General features: G+C 43.1%; 14 protein-coding genes and 2 tRNA genes. 7 read left to right on the top strand and 9 right to left on the bottom strand.

Going from position 1 to position 17,965, the window contains the following annotated elements; all coding sequences use genetic code 11:
* Positions 1-154: 154 nt before the first annotated feature.
* The 3 genes from I2F62_RS01850 to I2F62_RS01840 form a co-directional block, all read right to left on the bottom strand.
* Positions 155-230, bottom strand: a tRNA-Lys gene (locus I2F62_RS01850).
* Positions 231-314: 84 nt separating this feature from the next.
* A tRNA-Lys gene (locus I2F62_RS01845) sits at positions 315-390 on the bottom strand.
* Between the two features lie 221 nt (positions 391-611).
* Positions 612-3,965: an Rne/Rng family ribonuclease gene (locus I2F62_RS01840; protein ID WP_324625421.1), complete on the bottom strand. Its 3,354-nt coding sequence runs from the start codon at positions 3,963-3,965 to the stop codon at positions 612-614.
* A gap of 706 nt (positions 3,966-4,671) precedes the next feature.
* On the opposite strand from I2F62_RS01840, the gene I2F62_RS01835 reads away from it, so the two are divergent.
* Both I2F62_RS01835 and I2F62_RS01830 read left to right on the top strand, forming a co-directional pair.
* On the top strand, positions 4,672-5,595 hold the full coding sequence (locus tag I2F62_RS01835) for an RluA family pseudouridine synthase (RefSeq protein WP_324625318.1): 924 nt from the start codon (positions 4,672-4,674) through the stop codon (positions 5,593-5,595).
* Positions 5,595-6,248 (top strand): HAD-IA family hydrolase, encoded by a 654-nt coding sequence (locus tag I2F62_RS01830; protein WP_324625317.1) that lies wholly within the window; start codon positions 5,595-5,597, stop codon positions 6,246-6,248. Before I2F62_RS01835 ends, I2F62_RS01830 begins: the two co-directional genes overlap by 1 nt.
* 14 nt (positions 6,249-6,262) lie before the next feature.
* On the opposite strand, the gene I2F62_RS01825 is transcribed toward I2F62_RS01830, so the two are convergent.
* Positions 6,263-7,180 carry a LysR substrate-binding domain-containing protein gene (locus I2F62_RS01825; protein ID WP_324625316.1) on the bottom strand — a complete coding sequence of 306 codons (918 nt, stop codon included), beginning with the start codon at positions 7,178-7,180 and terminating at the stop codon, positions 6,263-6,265.
* 267 nt (positions 7,181-7,447) lie between these two features.
* Here I2F62_RS01825 and I2F62_RS01820 point away from each other — a divergent pair, with 267 nt between their 5' ends.
* Positions 7,448-8,503, top strand: coding sequence for an MBL fold metallo-hydrolase (locus tag I2F62_RS01820; RefSeq protein WP_324625315.1), 1,056 nt, complete (start codon positions 7,448-7,450; stop codon positions 8,501-8,503).
* 52 nt (positions 8,504-8,555) lie between these two features.
* Here the strand turns inward: I2F62_RS01820 and I2F62_RS01815 are convergent, their stop codons facing one another.
* Positions 8,556-10,076: a catalase gene (locus tag I2F62_RS01815; RefSeq protein ID WP_324625314.1), complete on the bottom strand. Its 1,521-nt coding sequence runs from the start codon at positions 10,074-10,076 to the stop codon at positions 8,556-8,558.
* A 361-nt stretch (positions 10,077-10,437) separates the two neighbouring features.
* Between I2F62_RS01815 and I2F62_RS01810 the strand changes: the two genes are divergently transcribed.
* On the top strand, positions 10,438-10,626 hold the full coding sequence (locus I2F62_RS01810; protein WP_324625313.1) for a DUF7230 family protein: 189 nt from the start codon (positions 10,438-10,440) through the stop codon (positions 10,624-10,626).
* A 13-nt stretch (positions 10,627-10,639) separates the two neighbouring features.
* On the opposite strand, the gene ptsP is transcribed toward I2F62_RS01810, so the two are convergent.
* Positions 10,640-12,934, bottom strand: coding sequence for a phosphoenolpyruvate--protein phosphotransferase (gene ptsP, locus I2F62_RS01805; RefSeq protein WP_324625312.1), 2,295 nt, complete (start codon positions 12,932-12,934; stop codon positions 10,640-10,642).
* Between the two features lie 102 nt (positions 12,935-13,036).
* Entirely contained in the window at positions 13,037-13,510 is a 474-nt protein-coding gene (locus I2F62_RS01800) for an RNA pyrophosphohydrolase (RefSeq protein WP_324625311.1), read from the bottom strand.
* A gap of 185 nt (positions 13,511-13,695) precedes the next feature.
* On the opposite strand from I2F62_RS01800, the gene I2F62_RS01795 reads away from it, so the two are divergent.
* A complete protein-coding gene (locus I2F62_RS01795) occupies positions 13,696-14,346 on the top strand; it encodes an HAD family hydrolase (RefSeq protein ID WP_324625310.1) in 651 nt (216 codons plus the stop codon).
* Between the two features lie 17 nt (positions 14,347-14,363).
* Here I2F62_RS01795 and I2F62_RS01790 read toward each other — a convergent pair whose 3' ends face one another.
* On the bottom strand, positions 14,364-15,230 hold the full coding sequence (locus I2F62_RS01790) for a LysR family transcriptional regulator (RefSeq protein ID WP_324625309.1): 867 nt from the start codon (positions 15,228-15,230) through the stop codon (positions 14,364-14,366).
* A 90-nt stretch (positions 15,231-15,320) separates the two neighbouring features.
* The gene (locus tag I2F62_RS01785; RefSeq protein ID WP_324625308.1) at positions 15,321-15,563 is read right to left on the bottom strand and encodes a DUF2061 domain-containing protein; all 243 of its coding nucleotides are present in this window, start codon (positions 15,561-15,563) and stop codon (positions 15,321-15,323) included.
* Positions 15,564-15,870: 307 nt separating this feature from the next.
* Between I2F62_RS01785 and leuC the strand changes: the two genes are divergently transcribed.
* Positions 15,871-17,304 carry a 3-isopropylmalate dehydratase large subunit gene (leuC, locus tag I2F62_RS01780; protein WP_324625307.1) on the top strand — a complete coding sequence of 478 codons (1,434 nt, stop codon included), beginning with the start codon at positions 15,871-15,873 and terminating at the stop codon, positions 17,302-17,304.
* Entirely contained in the window at positions 17,304-17,957 is a 654-nt protein-coding gene (locus I2F62_RS01775) for a glutathione S-transferase family protein (RefSeq protein ID WP_324625306.1), read from the top strand. The genes leuC and I2F62_RS01775 overlap by 1 nt, the downstream gene beginning before the upstream one ends.
* Positions 17,958-17,965: the final 8 nt, after the last annotated feature.

Here is a 17,965-nt window from a genome sequence, read left to right as displayed (position 1 = left end):
AAACAGGAAGTGAATTTCAGTATTTTATAGAATTTAATTTGGGGGAAATTAAATAGATTTAAAGTGATTCACGCCAATTAAATGTTAAATGATGTAATGCTTATAGAAATTTTAGTTATAAAAAAACCCTCTTCAAAAGAGGGTTTTTAATATATGGTGGGTCGTCCGCGATTCGAACGCGGGACCAACGGATTAAAAGTCCGCTGCTCTACCAGCTGAGCTAACGACCCTGAATCAGGAAGGGTAAAACCGTGTTTTACTTTATTTAAGATTATTAGGTAATCTTAATTTCCTTAGCAGGTCAAAACAATAAATGGTGGGTCGTCCGCGATTCGAACGCGGGACCAACGGATTAAAAGTCCGCTGCTCTACCAGCTGAGCTAACGACCCATATCGTCTTGATGGTGCGTATTGTAGCAAGATCTTCAGTAATGACAAGTAAAAAATTAAAAACTATGTATTAACTGTATATAAAAACTGCAAAAACTGGTTTTTGGTGCATAAATTGCTCGGAATTGAACGCTGGTGATTGCTTGGTGGCTCCAAAATTCGATATGAATAAAAAACCGCTTTAGCTTCTAGCTAAAGCGGTTTTGGTAAAACAGGCTAAATTATTCAGCCGGCGTTACCGCCTTTTTAGGTGGGCGGCCACGTGGGCGACGTGGACGAGCAGGTTTATCTGCTGCATCTTTGTCTTTTTCGGTTTTTGCATCAGCATCTAACGTTTCATCAGCAATGGCGTCATCACTTGTTACTGCTGTGTTTTCGCTCTGCTCTGCAACAGCTTCAGTTGTTGCCTCAATATTGAGGTCAGCTTGCACTGCTGCTGGGGTTGCATCTGCATTTACCACGTCAGAGTTTGCTTCAGTGACAACCGCAGTGTCTGCAACCGCTACATTCTCGGATTCGCTATGTGTCGCTTCATCTTTTAAATGTTGTGCTTTGGCTTGTTCGTGCGCTTGTTCAGCGGCAAGTTTAGCCAAACGGCGGCGTTCACGTGGGTCATTTGCAACACGCACTTGTGGTTCTTGTGGCGGTGTTAATGCCAATACAGGTGCAGGTTCAGACTCTTGCGTGACTTTGGTGGGTACAACCGCATCGCGCGTTACTGGTGCTTTTTCTGCTTCTGAAGCATGTTTTGCTGTTTGCGCAATTTCAGACGCATATTGCGTGGTGAATTTTGCCAAAGCACGATTGAAGGTTGGAATTAATCCAAATTGTTCAATTAAAACCGAACAATCTTCTCCATAAACATGACGAATCAAACTGCCAACAGTATATGACGCCAAGCTTGGAATTTGACTTGGACGGACTTGTACCGGTGCCACAGCCTGTTGAGCTGCGTGTTTTTGACGACGACGTGAACGTGGATCGTTTGCGGCACGTTTTGGCGCAGATTTTTCCTGAACAGTTTCAGGTGCACTCACCTCAACGGCTACTTCAGTTGCAGCTACAGGGGTAGCTTCAGCTTCAACAGTAGGCGTTGCAAGCACTTCAGTTTTAGCAGTTGTGCGTTCCGTACGATGTTTCCCTGCACGCGTTGGCGTAATAGCCACGATTTCACGTGTGGCTTGGTCTGCATTTACAATTAATGCCGTTGCCATTTCGCTATGGTTCGGTGCATCCACCAATTCCACTTTTACCGCGGGTGTGGTTGTGGTTTTCTCTACAACTGGCGCTTCTACAGCAGCCTGTGGCGCAGGAGTTGGTGCTTCTGTCGGTTGTTGAAGAACACTTGCATCACGCTGGCGATTTGGACGTTGCGGACGTTGTTGATTACGATCGCGACGTTGCACGGGCGCAGCAGATTCTTGCTGAGCAGAATGGTGCTGTGTTTGCTCTGCATGCTGTGGTTCTTGCTGACGCTTTTGTTGGCGTTTCAGCTCACGCATTTCATGGCGTGACAACTGCACCACTTCTTCGTGTACCTGATGGTTTTGTTCAGGTTGCTGTTGCGAATCACGATTTTCTTTGTGGTGTTGCTTGTTGCTACGCTTTTTATTTTGACGATGGTTTTTATCGTCACGTTCTTCACGCTTTTCTTGCTTCACTGCCACTGAAGATGGCGACAAGTAAGCATTATTGTTGTTGTGTTGCGCTGGTGCAGCTTCAACCATCTGTGGTTGGGTTGCCGGAATAGCAGCAGGTACTTGACCAAACTGACCACGACTAACTGCACCATTGTTCACCATTTGTTCAATTGCGGCAGCAGCATTGTTTGCGCTACGTGATTGGTCAATGGTGTGTGCTTGTTTTTGAACAAATAAGTTCTCAAGCCATGCACATGGGCTGTTTGAAGCTACTGGTTTTGCCGCTGGCGCAGGCGCTGCTGTGGTTTGTGTTGCAACCACTTTTTCGGCAACAGGCGCAGCTTTTTTCTGACGATTCACAGGAATCGCTGGGGTTTCTTGATCTTCAAGATGCCATTCAGAAGATTCATAACCCAATTCTTTTTCGCTTGAACGTGTTGCTTCAGTACGTTCATAACTACTTGGCGCGAAGCCTTCAGGGTTATATTGAATTTCGTAATGTGGTGTTTCTAAATGAGGATGTGGCAACACTGTCACACGCACATTCGAAGTTTGCTCAAGATAAACTAAGCTGTGGCGTTTTTCGTTCAGTAAGAAGGCTGCAATTTCAACAGGTACTTCAATTTGCACTTCACCATGACGCTCACGTAAAGCAATTTCTTCAACTTTACGCATAATCGATAAAGACAACGAACGCACATCACGAACCATGCCTGTGCCATGACAACGTGGGCAAACATAGCCAGTTGCTTCTTCTAAAGAAGGGCGTAAGCGTTGGCGACTCATTTCCATTAAGCCAAAACGCGACAACTGACCAAATTGAATCCGCGCACGGTCACTTTGAGTTGCTTCACGTAGTTTGGCTTCAACCATTCGCTGATTGCGTTCTTTGGTCATATCGATGAAGTCGATCACCACCAAACCACCGATATCGCGTAAACGAAGTTGGCGAGCAATTTCTTCAGCTGCTTCAAGGTTGGTATTTAATGCAGTTTCTTCAACATCGTGACCACGAGTCGATTTGGCCGAGTTAATATCAATTGAAACTAAAGCTTCAGTTTGGTCAATCACAATTGAACCACCCGAAGGCAATTTCACTTCACGTTCATAAGCCGTCTGGATTTGGCTTTCAATCCCAAAATGTGCAAACAATGGTTCATTTAAGGTGTAGGTTTTGAGCTTGTCGAGTTGATTTGGCATAACCGCTTTAACAAAGTTATAGGCTTCATTAAAGGCTTGTTCGCTATCAATTAAAATTTCAGCGACATCGTCACGTAAATAATCACGAATGGCGCGGGTAACTACACCAGCTTCTTGATGCACTAACATTGGCGATGGGCCAGTGCTTGCGCTGTTTTGGATTTGTGCCCAAAGGTCAAGCAAATGTTGTAAGTCAAGTTGTAGCTCTTCTTGGCTACGTCCAATGCCTGCGGTACGAACAATCACGCTCATGCCACGCGGAATATTTAACGACGCCAACATTTCTTTGAGTTCTTCACGCACTGAACCCGAAATTTGACGACTAATCCCGCCACCTTTAGGGTTGTTTGGCATAAGCACCAAATAACGACCAGCCAGTGAAATATACGTTGAAAGGGCAGCACCTTTATTGCCACGCTCTTCTTTTTCAACTTGCACAAGAAGTTCTGTGCCTTCGCTGATTAAGTCGCGAATATTGGTGGTTTCGCGTGTGTCGGCATTAAAATAGCTACGTGCAATTTCACGCATCGATAAAAAGCCTTGACGCTGTGCGCCATATTCAACAAAAACGGCTTCTAAAGAGGGTTCAACGCGGGTGACATGACCTTTATAAATATTTGATTTTTTTTGTTCGCGGGTACGGTTCTCAAGGTCAAAGTCGTAAAGGCGTTGACCTGTGATAAGTGCAACACGAACTTCTTCAGCATGTGTTGCATTAATCAGCATACGTTTCATGGGTGTAATACCTAATCGTTGAAGCACAACGACAAGTCCATTATTGCGCTGCAAATCTCAAGTAAGACAAAACAATGCTATATGCATCTTTGCATATATTATTTAGGTTCCAACGTAAACGTTGGTTTTTGGATACTTGATTCAATTTACAACAGCGCTTTAAATCCTTACCAGACAAACGTCACCTGAGGGGCTACGGCGAGAACAGTGTATTGGGGATGTGTTTTGTGCAGCAGTTTTTAACAGCGTTCGAAACGGAATGTTCATCATCTCGAGTTCTGAGCGCTACAGCTCCAATACATCTTGTGCTTCTGCCTGAAAATGTCGTCAGGAAAGACTTGTTCGATGTGTTTCAGTTTACATTTAATAAGCCAGCCTAAACTGGCAACATCTTTTTGGGGTAAGCTGTTTTGCAGCTAAAAGTACAAATTTACGCAACAGCTTACAAATTTGCCGATATAATAAGCCTTCGGCGTCGGCATATTCTTTTGGGACCTTTCCGAGCTTAGTGTGAAGAATCATCATTTGTACCATTCATGATTTTGAATTGGCTGATAATTTGCGCACTCACGGCGGTATCCGTGCGCTGACTATATCAAACCTTGTGGCATCTGCCTATGGGCTAAATAGAAGATTATTGTGAAAAAATAGGGTTAAATGGTTAAATTTCGCCCAAATCATTCAAATTTAAGGTTGAACAAGTTGTATGAATAGCAACCAACAGTGGCAAAATGTGACATGGTTCGATGTCGATGAGCATCAAGCAGAGCAACGAATCGACAATTTTTTATTTAGTCGTTTAAAAGGCGTACCGAAAAGCCGTATTTATCGTCTGATTCGTGAAGGGCAAGTGCGGGTCAATAAAAAAAGAATTAAAGCAGAAACGCGCTTAAATATTGGCGATCAAATTCGTGTTGCTCCAATTCGTTACGAGCAAAAAGATGACAGCGCTGTGCCCGTGAGTGACACAGTGGCAAAAAGTCTGTTAAGCCGTGTGGTGTATGAAGATGAAGGGTTATTGGTGATTAATAAGCCCTCTGGCATTGCCGTGCATGGCGGTAGCGGCGTGGCGTATGGCTTAATTGAAGCTTTGCGTGCGGCAACGGGGAAAAAATATTTAGAACTGATTCATCGCATTGACCGTGATACGTCAGGTTTGGTGATGATTAGTAAAAAACGCAGTACGCTTAAACATCTGCAAGATTTGCTGCGTGAACATAAAATTCGTAAAACCTATGCGGCCATTGTTAAAGGCCAAGTCAGTTTAGACAAACAATTGATTGATGCACCGTTACATCGTTATGAATTGTCGAATGGTGAACGTCGCGTACGTGTCTCCAAAGAAGGCAAGCCTAGCCAAACCGAATGGAAAGTGGTGAAACGCTTTAAAACGGCCACTTTGGTGCATGCTTCGCCTTTGTCTGGGCGCACGCATCAAATTCGTGTGCATGGGTTGAGTATTGGTCATCCTTTAATTGGCGATGACAAATATGGACATACCACGGTTTATCATGGCCCTGAAGCGCGTCGTTTGTGTTTACATGCCATGCGTTTAGAGATACCTGATTATCCAACCATTGAAGCGGCATTGCCTGAAGATATGCAACAGTTGATTGCTGAGTTGAGTTAATGAATCACACACAAACACAATTGTTGATTTTTGATTGGGATGGCACTTTATTTAATTCGGTTGGGCAAATTGTGAAAAGTCTACTTTTTGCAGCAGAACAAGCGCAGCAGCCATTAACTGAAGATGCGGCCAAAAGCATTATTGGTTTAGGGTTGCCAGAAGTAATGCAAACTTTATTTCCACAAGTGCCCGAATTGCATTCTGTTATTTTAGATGCGTACGCCAGCCATTATGTGGAAAATTCGCAGCACGACCAATGGTTTGAAGGCGTGGCCGATATGCTACACGATTTAAAACAGCAAGGTTTTAAATTGGCAGTGGCTACCGGAAAAAGTCGCCGTGGTTTAGACCGCGTTTTGGCCAAAACTGGCAGTCAGAATTTATTTGATATTACTCGTGCTGCAAGTGAAACCAAATCGAAGCCACATCCCTTAATGTTGCAGGAAATTTTAGCGCACACGCAGGTATCTGTGCACAATGCAATGATGATTGGTGATACCAGCTACGACTTAGAAATGGCGCAGAACATTGCCATGCCACGAATAGGCGTCAGCTATGGCGTGCATTCAATTGCCACCTTACAGCAATATCAGCCGCAAATGATTGCCGATAATGTTGAGGGCTTGCATCGCTATTTAAGCCAAGCGCTTTAAATCGAAAAAATGGGCTAAAACAGCCCATTTTTTTGGTTATTTAGTTTTAAATTAAGTTGCTGCGCCACCACAGACAAAAACTTTTCAACCGCAATATTGTTGTTTTGCTGACGATAACTCACATATAAATGCAACGTTGGCAAATCACAATTGAGCTGACGTACGCTCATTTGATCAAGCTCGATAAACGGATCAAGATATTGCGGAAGAATGGTGTAACCTGCGCCATTTTTAATGTCGCTAATGGCTTCCACTAAGTTGTCATATTTTTTATTGATTTTGGGATGCAGATTATTGCGCTCTAAAAATTGCAAAATGGTTTGATTCAGGACTGCATGCGCCGGAATATTCACCATAATTAAGGTTTGTTGTTGCAGCTCTTCTAGCGGAATGCGTTGTAAATTCGCCAGCGGATGATGTTTCGGGAGAATCACTTCAAGCGAATCTTGCAAGACCACTTGGCTAATCAATTCATCATCATTTAAGTTTTCACGCGAAAAAATGACATCGAAATCACCGCGTTTTAACGCGCGACTTTGGTCTTGATCGTGCAGTTGCTCAAGCTCCACATGAATGTCGGGCGTTTGAATGCGCAGTTTCGGCATCACTTTAGGAAAAACATAAACTTCGGTGGTGGCAATAAAGCCAATCTTCAAATTTTGTTGTTTTCTAAAATGCACTTGGCGCGCCAACTGCACGGCTTTTTCTGCTTGCATTAAGGTTAAGCGCGCGTGTTCTAAAAAAACAGCACCTTCTTCGGTCAGTTCAACTTTACGTTTGGTTCGGTTGAGTAATCTTACCCCAATTTCTTCTTCTAAGTCTTTGATTTGTTGACTAAGTGAAGGTTGGGCGGTGTATAGTTTGAGTGCTGCACGACTAAAGTTAAGTTCTTCAGCAACAGTTATAAAATATCGAAGATGGCGCAGTTCCATTCAACCAATCCAACAAAAACGTAATATTCATAGAGTGCTCAGTATAATCTAAACTTTATATGCACGGCGTGCAAAAACATAGATAAACTTGTAAAGACACACAATTAAAAAAAATTACGTAATCTAAGATGCTTTTCTTATGGTTTTTCGTCATATTGGCACAACGATATTATGTTTAAATCACAACATGCATGCGTTATGGTCAAAGTAGATGGCATTATTTTGGCTTTAAAAATCTTAAGATTCCACTGAAGATATTATTGGTATATGGATCAGAACAAAACCACATTACATTATGAGCTGCCAACAAAAAATTGTTGGATGCATGTTCTTCATCAACCCAAAGGCAGTTTTGTATTTTCCCCACAATTTAGTGATGGAAAGTTTCATAATGCAGCATCAAATAAACCACAAGGTTTCACATGGAACCTATTTAAGTGGATGATGGCTCGTAAAAGTTCGACTTGGCAAGTCGACCGCCAGCAAGAATTTGAACGATTTCAAAATTTTGCCCACGAAATTCCGCAAAATCGCCCGAACGCAGATTTAAACGATTGGCGCGTGTGGTTTGTCGGACATGCCACCACACTCATTCAAATTGGCCCATATAATTTTTTAACCGACCCCGTTTGGGCCGAGTATGCAGGGCCAAAGCAGGGCGTTGGACCTAGACGTGCTTGCCCCGCAGGCATTGCCTTAGAGCAGTTACCACATATTCATGCGGTCTTGCTCAGCCATAACCATTACGACCATATGGATATTACCACGTTAACTTGGCTACACAAAAAATTTGCGATGCCGATTTATACCGGGTTAGGCAATAAAACCTACTTGCCGAAAACATGGAACGTGGTGGAATTAGATTGGTGGCAAGCCGCACATTTGCATGGCTTTGAAATTGTTTATACGCCAGCGCAACATGGTTCTGGACGCGGTTTAAGAGATCAAAATATGGCGCTTTGGGGAAGTTTTTGCTTGAAGCTAGGGTCGCAATATGGTTTTTTTGCGGGTGATACGGCCTATGCCAATCATTTTAAAGAAATTCATGCGCGATTCGGTGCACCACGCTTTGCACTGTTACCGATTGGTGCTTATGAACCTAGAAATTTAATGCAATATGTGCATATGAATCCACAAGAGGCATTTAAAGCCCATATGGATTTACATGCACAGCGCTCGATTGCCATTCATTATCGGACCTTTCAATTAACCGATGAAAGTCGCGATGCACCTGAGCAGGCCTTAGAAGACAGCATGAAAAATTCATCGAAATTAATGAATCCATTTTATTGTATTCATGAAGGGCGCCGTTTAAGCGTTTAAAGCTGATGTAAAAAAAGCCACAATATTGTGGCTTCTTTAGTTTAAAGCGAGATTAGAGCAAACTTGGTAAACCCAATGCAGGGTCTTTGGCTCGTGCGGCTTGAGCATCTGCTACGCTCATGCCTAGTGCTTGAGCGACACCTTCACCATAAGCCGGATCACACGCATAACAGTTGCGAATATGGCGATATTTAATGAAATCAAGAGCATCGCCCATGGCGGCGGCAGTATTGTTAAATAATGCTTCTTGTTGTGCGCTTGTCATAAGCTGGAATAAAGCCCGCGGTTGGCTAAAATAGTCGGCATCATCTTCACGATAATCCCAAAAGTCGGCATCGCCAGTAATTTTAAGTGGCGGTTCACGATACTCCGGTTGTTCTTGCCATTGATGAAAGCTGTTGGGCTCGTAATGTGGCAAAGCACCATAGTTACCATCTAAACGTCCTTGACCATCGCGGCGGTTACTATGCACAGGGCAACGCGGTGCATTAACTGGAATTTGCGTGTGATTCACGCCTACACGGTAGCGTGCCGCATCGGCATAATTGACCAAACGTGCTTGCAGCATGCGGTCTGGTGAGTAACTAATCCCAGGTACTAGATTGCTTGGTGCGAAGGTGGCTTGTTCGACATCTTGAAAGTAGTTCTCTGGATTACGATTCAGCTCAAACTCACCCACATCAATTAATGGATAATCTGCATGTGGCCAGACTTTGGTTAAATCAAAGGGATGATATGGCACTTTTTCAGCATCTGTTTCAGGCATAATTTGAACCTGTAACGTCCATTTTGGATAGTCTTTACGTTCAATGGCATCAAACAAATCGGTTTGTGAGCTTTCACGATCTTTGGCCACAATCGCCTCTGCTTCTGCATCGGTTAGGTTTTTAATGCCTTGTTGGGTGCGGAAGTGGAATTTGACCCAGAAACGTTCGTTGTTGGCATTGATAAAGCTATAGGTGTGGCTACCAAAACCATGCATATGACGATAACCATCGGGTATACCACGGTCAGACATAACAATGGTGACTTGGTGTAAGGCTTCAGGTAAGAGCGTCCAAAAATCCCAGTTGTTGGTGGCGCTGCGTGTATTGGTTTTAGGGTCGCGTTTCACCGCTTTGTTTAAATCTGGAAATTTGCGCGGGTCACGCAAGAAAAAAACAGGGGTGTTATTCCCGACTAAATCCCAGTTGCCTTCTTCGGTGTAAAATTTTAAGGCAAAACCACGAATATCTCGTTCTGCATCCGCCGCACCACGTTCGCCTGCAACGGTTGAGAATCGTGCAAAAAGTTCAGTCTTTTTGCCAATTTCACTAAAAATTTTAGCGCGGGTAAAGGCTGTAATATCATGTGTTACGGTAAATGTGCCAAAAGCACCAGAGCCTTTGGCATGCATACGGCGTTCTGGAATGACTTCGCGTACAAAATTGGCAAGTTTTTCATTCAGCCATAGGTCTTGTGCGAGGAGTGGACCACGTGCACCTGCCGTCATACTGTTCTGGTTGTCCACGACGGGTGCACCAGCATCAGTTGTTAGGTGGGTGAAGGGACACTTTTTCGGTTCTTGTGTCATTTTTGTCTCCATTGTTTTTTGTCTTATGGATATGCGTAAACGATGGAAATTTACGTTATCTATAAGACACTAATCGCAATTTAATACACAAGATAGTACTCATTTGTAAAAACTGAAAAGGCTGCTATTGACCAATTTTTGAGGTTTAAAAGTACTGCGATGTGACCAAATTACACGCTGAATATCATACAAATTGAATCGTCGAATAAAGCTTAGGAAAGAATATTAAATATGTAAAATAGATTAATTTTCTTATTTTAATTTGTTTTTGCGATTATTGGGCTTGAAAGTTTTGATAAACAGCGTACAATTTATGCACCGCTAGATCATTTGGGTCAATTATTTTTTATAGGTAAATTACATGGCCAAAACCAAGCAAAGCAAAGAATTGGTGCTACATAATTTTGTAGCTAAACATATGCATGAATTCCAACGCAGTCATGTGTTTGAAGATCGGAAAAAAGCCGATAAACGCGGCAAAATGAAGCACAAAAAAGAGCGATATTCTTTAGAAGATCGCTCTTTTTTTATGGCACTGGTGTGCGCCTAAGTTGTTACAGTCGTTAAGCGGTTACAATACGATTGCTTTTAACCATATCGCCTAAACCGTGCGTTTTAAAATAATATTCGAGCCAGCTTTTTACCAGTAATGGATTATTTAAGTGCAGTACATGGTCTAGCAGTTCGAGCGCATCGCTCATTGGGGTTAAGCAAATTGCTTTACGCACACGTAAAATATTGCTTGAACTCATCGATAAGGTATTGAATCCCATCGCCATCAGTAAAACAGCAGACAGCGGATCACCAGCCATTTCACCACAAATACTGACCGGTCGTTCGTTACGGTGGCAGTCGTAAACTAGCTTTTGTAATGAGCGCAGTACCGATGGATGAAAATGTGAATAAACACTGGAAACCCGTGGGTTATTTCGGTCAACCGCCAGTAAATATTGAATTAAATCGTTGGAACCGACCGAGAAAAAATCGACCAAAGGCGCAAATTCATCAATTTGCAGCAGCACGCTCGGAACTTCAACCATAATCCCAATTTTGGGTTTATTAATTTTGACTTGTTCTTCTTCCTGTACGGCAACCCAATCGCGTTCCAGCAAATATAAAACTTCTTCAACTTCGCTGACGCTTGTGACCATTGGCAACAAAATATGCAAGTTATTTAAGCCAATGCTGGCTTTTAGCATGGCGCGAATTTGCGAAGAAAAAATTTCGGGATGGTCAAGAGTAAACCGTAAACCACGCCACCCCAGCGCAGAATTTTCTTCTTCAATACTAAAATATGGCAAGTCTTTGTCTGCACCAATATCTAAGGTACGCATGGTGACAGGCTTATTGGCAAAGTGACTCAGTTGTTGGCGGTAAATGGCGCGTTGTTCTTCTTCACCCGGAAAGCGGTCACGCAACATAAAAGGAATTTCACTGCGATACAGCCCAACACCTTTTGCGCCACGCTGTACGCCACGCACCACGTCAATCATTAGCCCAGTATTCACAAACAATTTGACGATAATACCATCGGGGGTAATGGCATCTTTGGTTTCGTATTGTTTTAAATCTTTGGCGATTTGCTCTTCTTCTTTTTGAATTTCTTTATAGCGCTGACGCAATCGGCGTGGTGGATGAATAAATACCCGACCTTGGTAGGCATCGACAATCATCTCGACATCGTCAAGGCTGGTAATCGGTAATTCAGTTACGCCAACCACGGTTGGAATGCCCAGCGCACGCGCTACAATCACCATGTGTGAATTGGCAGCGCCTTCGGTGGTCACAATGGCTGCAATTTTATCGACAGGCAGTTCAACCAAGGCGGCGGTGCTAATTTCTTCACCAATTAAAATACTCTCTGAACTGAGTTCTCGGTGTCCCGAGTCGGCTTCTTGTAAAGACGCTAAAATTCGGCGACCGAGGTCTTTTAAATCTGACACCCGCTCACGTAAATAATCATCTTCCATTTGGGCAAATAAGGCGATGTGTTTGTCGAGTACACGGCGAACCGCACCTTGCGCCCAATGACCTTCACGAATAATTTCTTTAATTTCCGCAGGTAACGCATTTTCATCGAGCATGCGTAAAAAGACGCTAAACAGTGCGCGTTCTTCCGACATCAATGCATCTTGCATTTTGTCATCGAGCGATTGAATTTCTTCGCGAACGTTTGAAATGGCATGATCGAGCAGTTCAAGCTCTTCGCTGATATCTTCTGCATCGCGGTCGGGAACGGCGGCTAAATCTGCCGGAGGATACAGCACCACGGCACGACCCAGCGCGATGCCACCTGAACCGGCCACACCTTGATAGGTTTTGTAGTTAGACAAGCTGTTCGGCTTACGAAAAACTTCGATATTGCCCACCGCATGCGCGTGAGCAATGACACCTGACAACTGTGCGCACAAAGTCACTAAAAACGATTCGGCAGCCTCACTGAAATCTTGCGGTTCTTGATTTTGAACCACCAACACGCCCATCACTTTGCGTCTGTACATCACAGGCACGCCAAGAAATGAGTTGTAGACTTCTTCACCAGTTTCGGGGAAATAGGCATAACGTTCGTGTTGCGCTGCGTTGTCTAAGTTGACAATTTCTTCGCGTTGGCCGACCAAACCGACCAGACCTTCGCCTAAATGTAAAGAAACCGTGCCGACTGCTTCAGCATTTAAGCCTTTGGTGGCCATTAAAATATAGCGTTGATTACGTTCGTCGAGTAAATAAATCGAACATACATCGACATCCATCGCCTCAGAAACCTGATTGACCATGATGTCTAAAGACTCATGCAAACTCGCAGACGCATTGATTTCTTGTACAATCCGTCTGAGGGTGTCTAACTGCATGTTCGACATAAATGCATACTCCCAAGCATTTTATTTACATTTTTGAACTTCACTTATAGCAGTACCCGCTACGAAAATCATTCACTAAAACTGTCTTTTTGCAGAAAGTTTCTACGCGGGTAAATAAGGGCACAATTCACGCATGGCTCTGCGATAAACATCTCTTTTAAAATTAACCACTTGACCCAGTGGATACCAATAGCTTACCCATTGCCATTGGTCAAACTCGGGCGGATCAGATAAATCCAGTCGAATGTGCTGCGGTGACGCCATTAACTGGAGTAAAAACCATTTTTGCTTTTGGCCAATACATACCGGCTCACTTCCAGAGCGGATGTATCGGTTTGGCAAACGATAACGCAACCAACCTGTGGTTTGCGCAACAATTTGGACATGTTCAGGCGATAGACCGATCTCTTCTTTGAGTTCTCGGAACAGCGCCTGTTCTGGTGTTTCACCGTATTGGATGCCTCCTTGCGGAAACTGCCAAGCATTGTGACCAATGCGTTTTGCCCATAAAACCTGTCCATTATCGTTTGCCAAAATGATCCCGACATTGGGTCGGAAACCTTCAGAATCGATCATTTGGCTACCTAAAATTGTTGATCTTTGTGTCTTTGATTTTGGGGACTTATAAATTTTGTTCGTCCAACACAAAAAAAGAGCGAAGAATATTGTTAAAAATTGCTATGATCTTAACGAATTTCTTGCCATTAGCGGGAACAGATTTACATTTTTTTTCTTTATTTTCAGTTTGAACGAGAATTTTCATGAAATTGGCTTTATTTGATCTAGATCACACCCTGTTAAATACCGATTCAGACCATTCTTGGGGTGAATTTTTAGTCAATGAAGGTTTGGTCGATGCTGTGCGTCATCGCCAAATGAACGATCAGTTTTATGAAGATTACAAAGCCGGACAATTGAACCCAATTGCATATAACGAATTTGTATTTGAATTTCTGACCCAAAATTCAATCGAGCGCTTGAAGGCGTTGCACGATGTATTTATGCAAAAGGTGATTCGCCCACAAATGCGCCCTGAAGGATTTAAGGCGATACAACATCATAAAGCGTTGGGGCATCAATTGGTGGGGATTACCGCAACTAGCGATTTTATCACCGTACCCATTTTTAAAGCTTTTGGTATTGATGATGTGATTGCCACCAATGCTGAAATGAAAGATGGCATCTACACAGGAAAAGTGGCGGGCGTGCCGTGTTATCAAAATGGAAAATTGTTGCGTTTAAATGAATGGTTGGCAGGGCGCGAGGTTAGTGAATCTTGGGCGTATTCCGACTCCATTAACGATCGCTTTTTATTGGAATATGCGGATCATGCCATTGCGGTCAACCCCGATGAGCGCTTAGCCGACTTAGCCCAACAACAAGGCTGGGCAATTCAAGATTGGTCAATTTAAACGATTTTTCACTGCCCTCAAGCCGATGGCATCATTAAATCAATTAATGCCTGCATGGCACGCGATTGTGTTCGTGCAGGATGCCACACCATACCCAGTTCACGTTCAAGTTGTAAGTCTAAATCTAAAATACTTAAATCTTGATTGACCAAGGTTTTAGGCAATACCGACCAGCCCAATCCAATCGATACCAACATCCGAATCGATTCTAAAGGATTATTGCTCATGCTGACTTTGGGTTTTAAACCCTGTTTTTCAAATTCGGCCAAGGTAATTTGACTGGTATAAGTTTTTGCTGAAGGCAATAAACTCGGATACTGCATTAAATCCCCCAATTCTAGTTGTGGTTTTTGCGCTAAGGGATGAAAGGGCGCAACCACAAAAACCAAAGGATCATTCCAAATTTTTTGGTATTCCAAGCGCTCATCGCCAATAGGTGGGAGTGTTAAGAATGCAAATTCTAAGTCGCCAGCCAACACTTGTTCATGCGCTTGTTCTGAGTCGACAAAATGCACATCTAAGGTAACTTTAGGATATTCTTGTACATATTGCTTTAAATATTGCGGTAAGTAGTGCAAGCCTAAATGGTGACTGGTGCCAATTTTTAATCGTCCCTGTACCTTTTCTTGTTGATGGCTGAGCGTGTGATGCATATCGCTCAACTCGTTCATCCACGTTTTAATTTTTGGCAATAGCATGTGCGCGGTGTGCGTGGGTTGGATGCCTCGACCTGCCGCTTCAAATAAAGTCGCCCCAAAATATTCTTCTAGGCTGTGAATACGCTTGGTCACAGCGGGCTGAGTAATAAACAGTTGATCTGCTGCCAAAGAAATAGAACCGGTTTCCATTACTTTTATAAATGCTTCGAACGCAGCAAGATTCATATTTAAAATCCTAAATTAACCAAGAATATCAGTGAAGATTAGAGCCTTCAGCAAGCTGTATTGTAGTCGCCAAAAGAAATAAGCTGCAAATTATTCGTGTTTAATTAAACTGGCGTTATGTTTTTTATCCTTTGCCATCCAAATTTTTTCGTGAATAAAAAATGCGAATGCTTGTACTGTGGGTTCGAGTAAACTTAACGTGACTGCCATCCAAAAATTGCCTGTCACAAAGTAGGCGACCAGCATGGCCACGCTAATATGCATAAAATAATAGCTTAAAGTTTTTTTGAAAATTCGTTGATTGCGCTGTATAAAATGTCGCATATGAACCATCGCGCGATCCTGAGATGAAATTAAATAAAATGATAACCATTATCATTTAATCTGTAAAAATGTTTTTATCGATGAGGATGATTTGCTTGTTGTATAAATGATGGATTGCTCAACAATTGAATCGCATTTGCCGCGGCATCGCGTGTTAAAATAATGCCAATAGGCATAGGAATGAATACTATTAAGTATTCCTATAAGTTTTTTAATTCATAAAAATGATAAATTAGTTTTATATTTTAAGCGCGTTATAATCTTTTTAACGAATTCAATACCCAGTCCAATGGCAAGCACGACGGAGAGCGACGACATGGCAGGCAAAACCCAAAATGCAAAAACGTTGTATGACAAATTGTGGGATGATCACTTAGTAAAACAACGCGATGACGGCTCAAGCTTAATTTATATCGACCGTCATTTATTACATGAAGTGACCAGTCCTCAAGCATTTGAAGGATTGCAACTTGCCAATCGTCAACCTTGGCGTTTAAGTGCCAATATTGCAACGCCAGATCACAACGTTCCAACTTCAAAAAAAGAACGTGAACAAGGGATTTCAGGCATTGAAGATGACACATCCCGTATTCAAGTCCAAACCTTAGATGACAACTGCAAAACATTTAACGTGATGCAGTTCGATATTAATGACGTCCGCCAAGGGATTGCGCATGTGGTTGGCCCAGAACAAGGTTTAACTTTGCCGGGCATGACCGTGGTTTGTGGCGATTCACACACTGCAACTCATGGTGCGTTTGGTTGCTTGGCGCATGGCATTGGTACCTCTGAAGTTGAGCATGTATTGGCAACCCAATGCTTAGTGCAAAAGAAAATGAAAAACATGTTGGTACGTGTGGATGGCACATTGGGCAAAGGCGTTACTTCTAAAGATGTGGTGTTAGCCATTATTGGAAAAATCGGCACAGCCGGCGGCACAGGACATGCCATTGAATTTGGCGGTCAAGTCTTCCGAGATATGTCGATTGAAGGCCGTATGACAGTATGTAATATGGCGATTGAAGCGGGTGCACGTGTCGGCTTGGTGGCTGTAGATGATAAAACCATTGAGTATGTTAATGGTCGTCCGTATGCGCCAACCGGTGCAGATTGGGATGCCGCAGTTGAATATTGGAATACTTTGCATTCAGATGAAGATGCGCATTTCGATACCGTGGTTGTATTAAATGGCGCAGAGATTGAACCGCAAGTGTCTTGGGGAACTTCACCTGAAATGGTGATTCCGGTATCGCAAGCCGTACCAACTTTAGAACAAGCCAAAGATGAAGTACAGCGCAATGACTGGACCCGTGCTTATCAATACATGGGTTTAAATGCTGGACAAGCCTTGGCAGAGATTCAAATTGATCGTGTGTTTATTGGTTCATGTACCAATTCGCGCATTGAAGATATTCGTGCTGCAGCCGAAGTGATTAAAGGGCGTAAAGTTGCGACCACGGTTAAGCAAGCCATGATTGTTCCGGGTTCAGGCTTAGTAAAACAACAAGCGGAAGCGGAAGGCTTAGATCAAATTTTTGTTGCGGCAGGGTTTGAGTGGCGTGAGCCGGGTTGTTCAATGTGTTTAGCAATGAACGCTGACAAGTTACAGCCGGGTGAGCATTGTGCTTCAACCTCAAACCGTAACTTTGAAGGTCGTCAGGGTAATGGTGGGCGCACGCATTTGGTCAGCCCAGCCATGGCAGCAGCTGCGGCAATTGCCGGTCATTTTGTTGATGTGAGACATTTCTAATGACAGCAACATTGTATTTAGGGACGAAAAACTATTCTTCATGGTCTTTACGTCCGTGGCTTGCAGCTAAAAAAGCACAGATTGCATTTCAAGAAGTCGTAATTGATTTTGATCAGCCCAATACAAAGCAGCATATTTTAGCTGTATCTCCATCGGGTAAAGTTCCAGTATGGGTTCATGATGATTTGAAAATTTGGGATTCATTGGCAATTTGTGAGTATTTGGCCGAGTTAGCACCGCAGCTTTGGCCTGAAGATCAAGCGACACGTGCGATTGCACGCTCAGTTGTTGCTGAAATGCACAGTGGTTTTGTTGCTATGCGCAATGAAATGGGCATGAATGTACGTGCGAAACAACGCACCATTGCCTTAAGTGATGCAGCTCAACAAGATTTAGCACGTATTGAGCAAATTTGGACTGAATTACGTGGTCAATATCAAGCCAACGGTGAATGGTTGTTCGGGAAATTTAGTATTGCCGATGCGATGTTTGCACCCGTTGTGATTCGTTTACGTGCCTATGCCGTGAATATTTCGCCCATCATGCAGTCCTATGTCAATACATTTTATCATGATCCAGATTTTCAACAATGGATTAAAGATGCTGAACAAGATACGTTAGTTGTGCCGCGTTTAGAGTGCGGTCAGGCTTAAGCACAAAA

The sequence above is a fragment of the Acinetobacter sp. MD2(2019) genome (assembly GCF_035615615.1).
In the GTDB taxonomy this organism is placed as follows: domain Bacteria; phylum Pseudomonadota; class Gammaproteobacteria; order Pseudomonadales; family Moraxellaceae; genus Acinetobacter.
This window is presented reverse-complemented; position numbering and strand designations above follow the sequence as displayed.

Coding starts and splice junctions, on each gene's coding strand:
- I2F62_RS01840 (WP_324625421.1), bottom strand. CDS start 3,965: ATGAAACGTATGCTGATTAATGCAACACATGCTGAAGAAGTTCGTGTT.
- I2F62_RS01835 (WP_324625318.1), top strand. CDS start 4,672: ATGAATAGCAACCAACAGTGGCAAAATGTGACATGGTTCGATGTCGAT.
- I2F62_RS01830 (WP_324625317.1), top strand. CDS start 5,595: ATGAATCACACACAAACACAATTGTTGATTTTTGATTGGGATGGCACT.
- I2F62_RS01825 (WP_324625316.1), bottom strand. CDS start 7,180: ATGGAACTGCGCCATCTTCGATATTTTATAACTGTTGCTGAAGAACTT.
- I2F62_RS01820 (WP_324625315.1), top strand. CDS start 7,448: ATGGATCAGAACAAAACCACATTACATTATGAGCTGCCAACAAAAAAT.
- I2F62_RS01815 (WP_324625314.1), bottom strand. CDS start 10,076: ATGACACAAGAACCGAAAAAGTGTCCCTTCACCCACCTAACAACTGAT.
- I2F62_RS01810 (WP_324625313.1), top strand. CDS start 10,438: ATGGCCAAAACCAAGCAAAGCAAAGAATTGGTGCTACATAATTTTGTA.
- ptsP (WP_324625312.1), bottom strand. CDS start 12,934: ATGTCGAACATGCAGTTAGACACCCTCAGACGGATTGTACAAGAAATC.
- I2F62_RS01800 (WP_324625311.1), bottom strand. CDS start 13,510: ATGATCGATTCTGAAGGTTTCCGACCCAATGTCGGGATCATTTTGGCA.
- I2F62_RS01795 (WP_324625310.1), top strand. CDS start 13,696: ATGAAATTGGCTTTATTTGATCTAGATCACACCCTGTTAAATACCGAT.
- I2F62_RS01790 (WP_324625309.1), bottom strand. CDS start 15,230: ATGAATCTTGCTGCGTTCGAAGCATTTATAAAAGTAATGGAAACCGGT.
- I2F62_RS01785 (WP_324625308.1), bottom strand. CDS start 15,563: ATGGTTCATATGCGACATTTTATACAGCGCAATCAACGAATTTTCAAA.
- leuC (WP_324625307.1), top strand. CDS start 15,871: ATGGCAGGCAAAACCCAAAATGCAAAAACGTTGTATGACAAATTGTGG.
- I2F62_RS01775 (WP_324625306.1), top strand. CDS start 17,304: ATGACAGCAACATTGTATTTAGGGACGAAAAACTATTCTTCATGGTCT.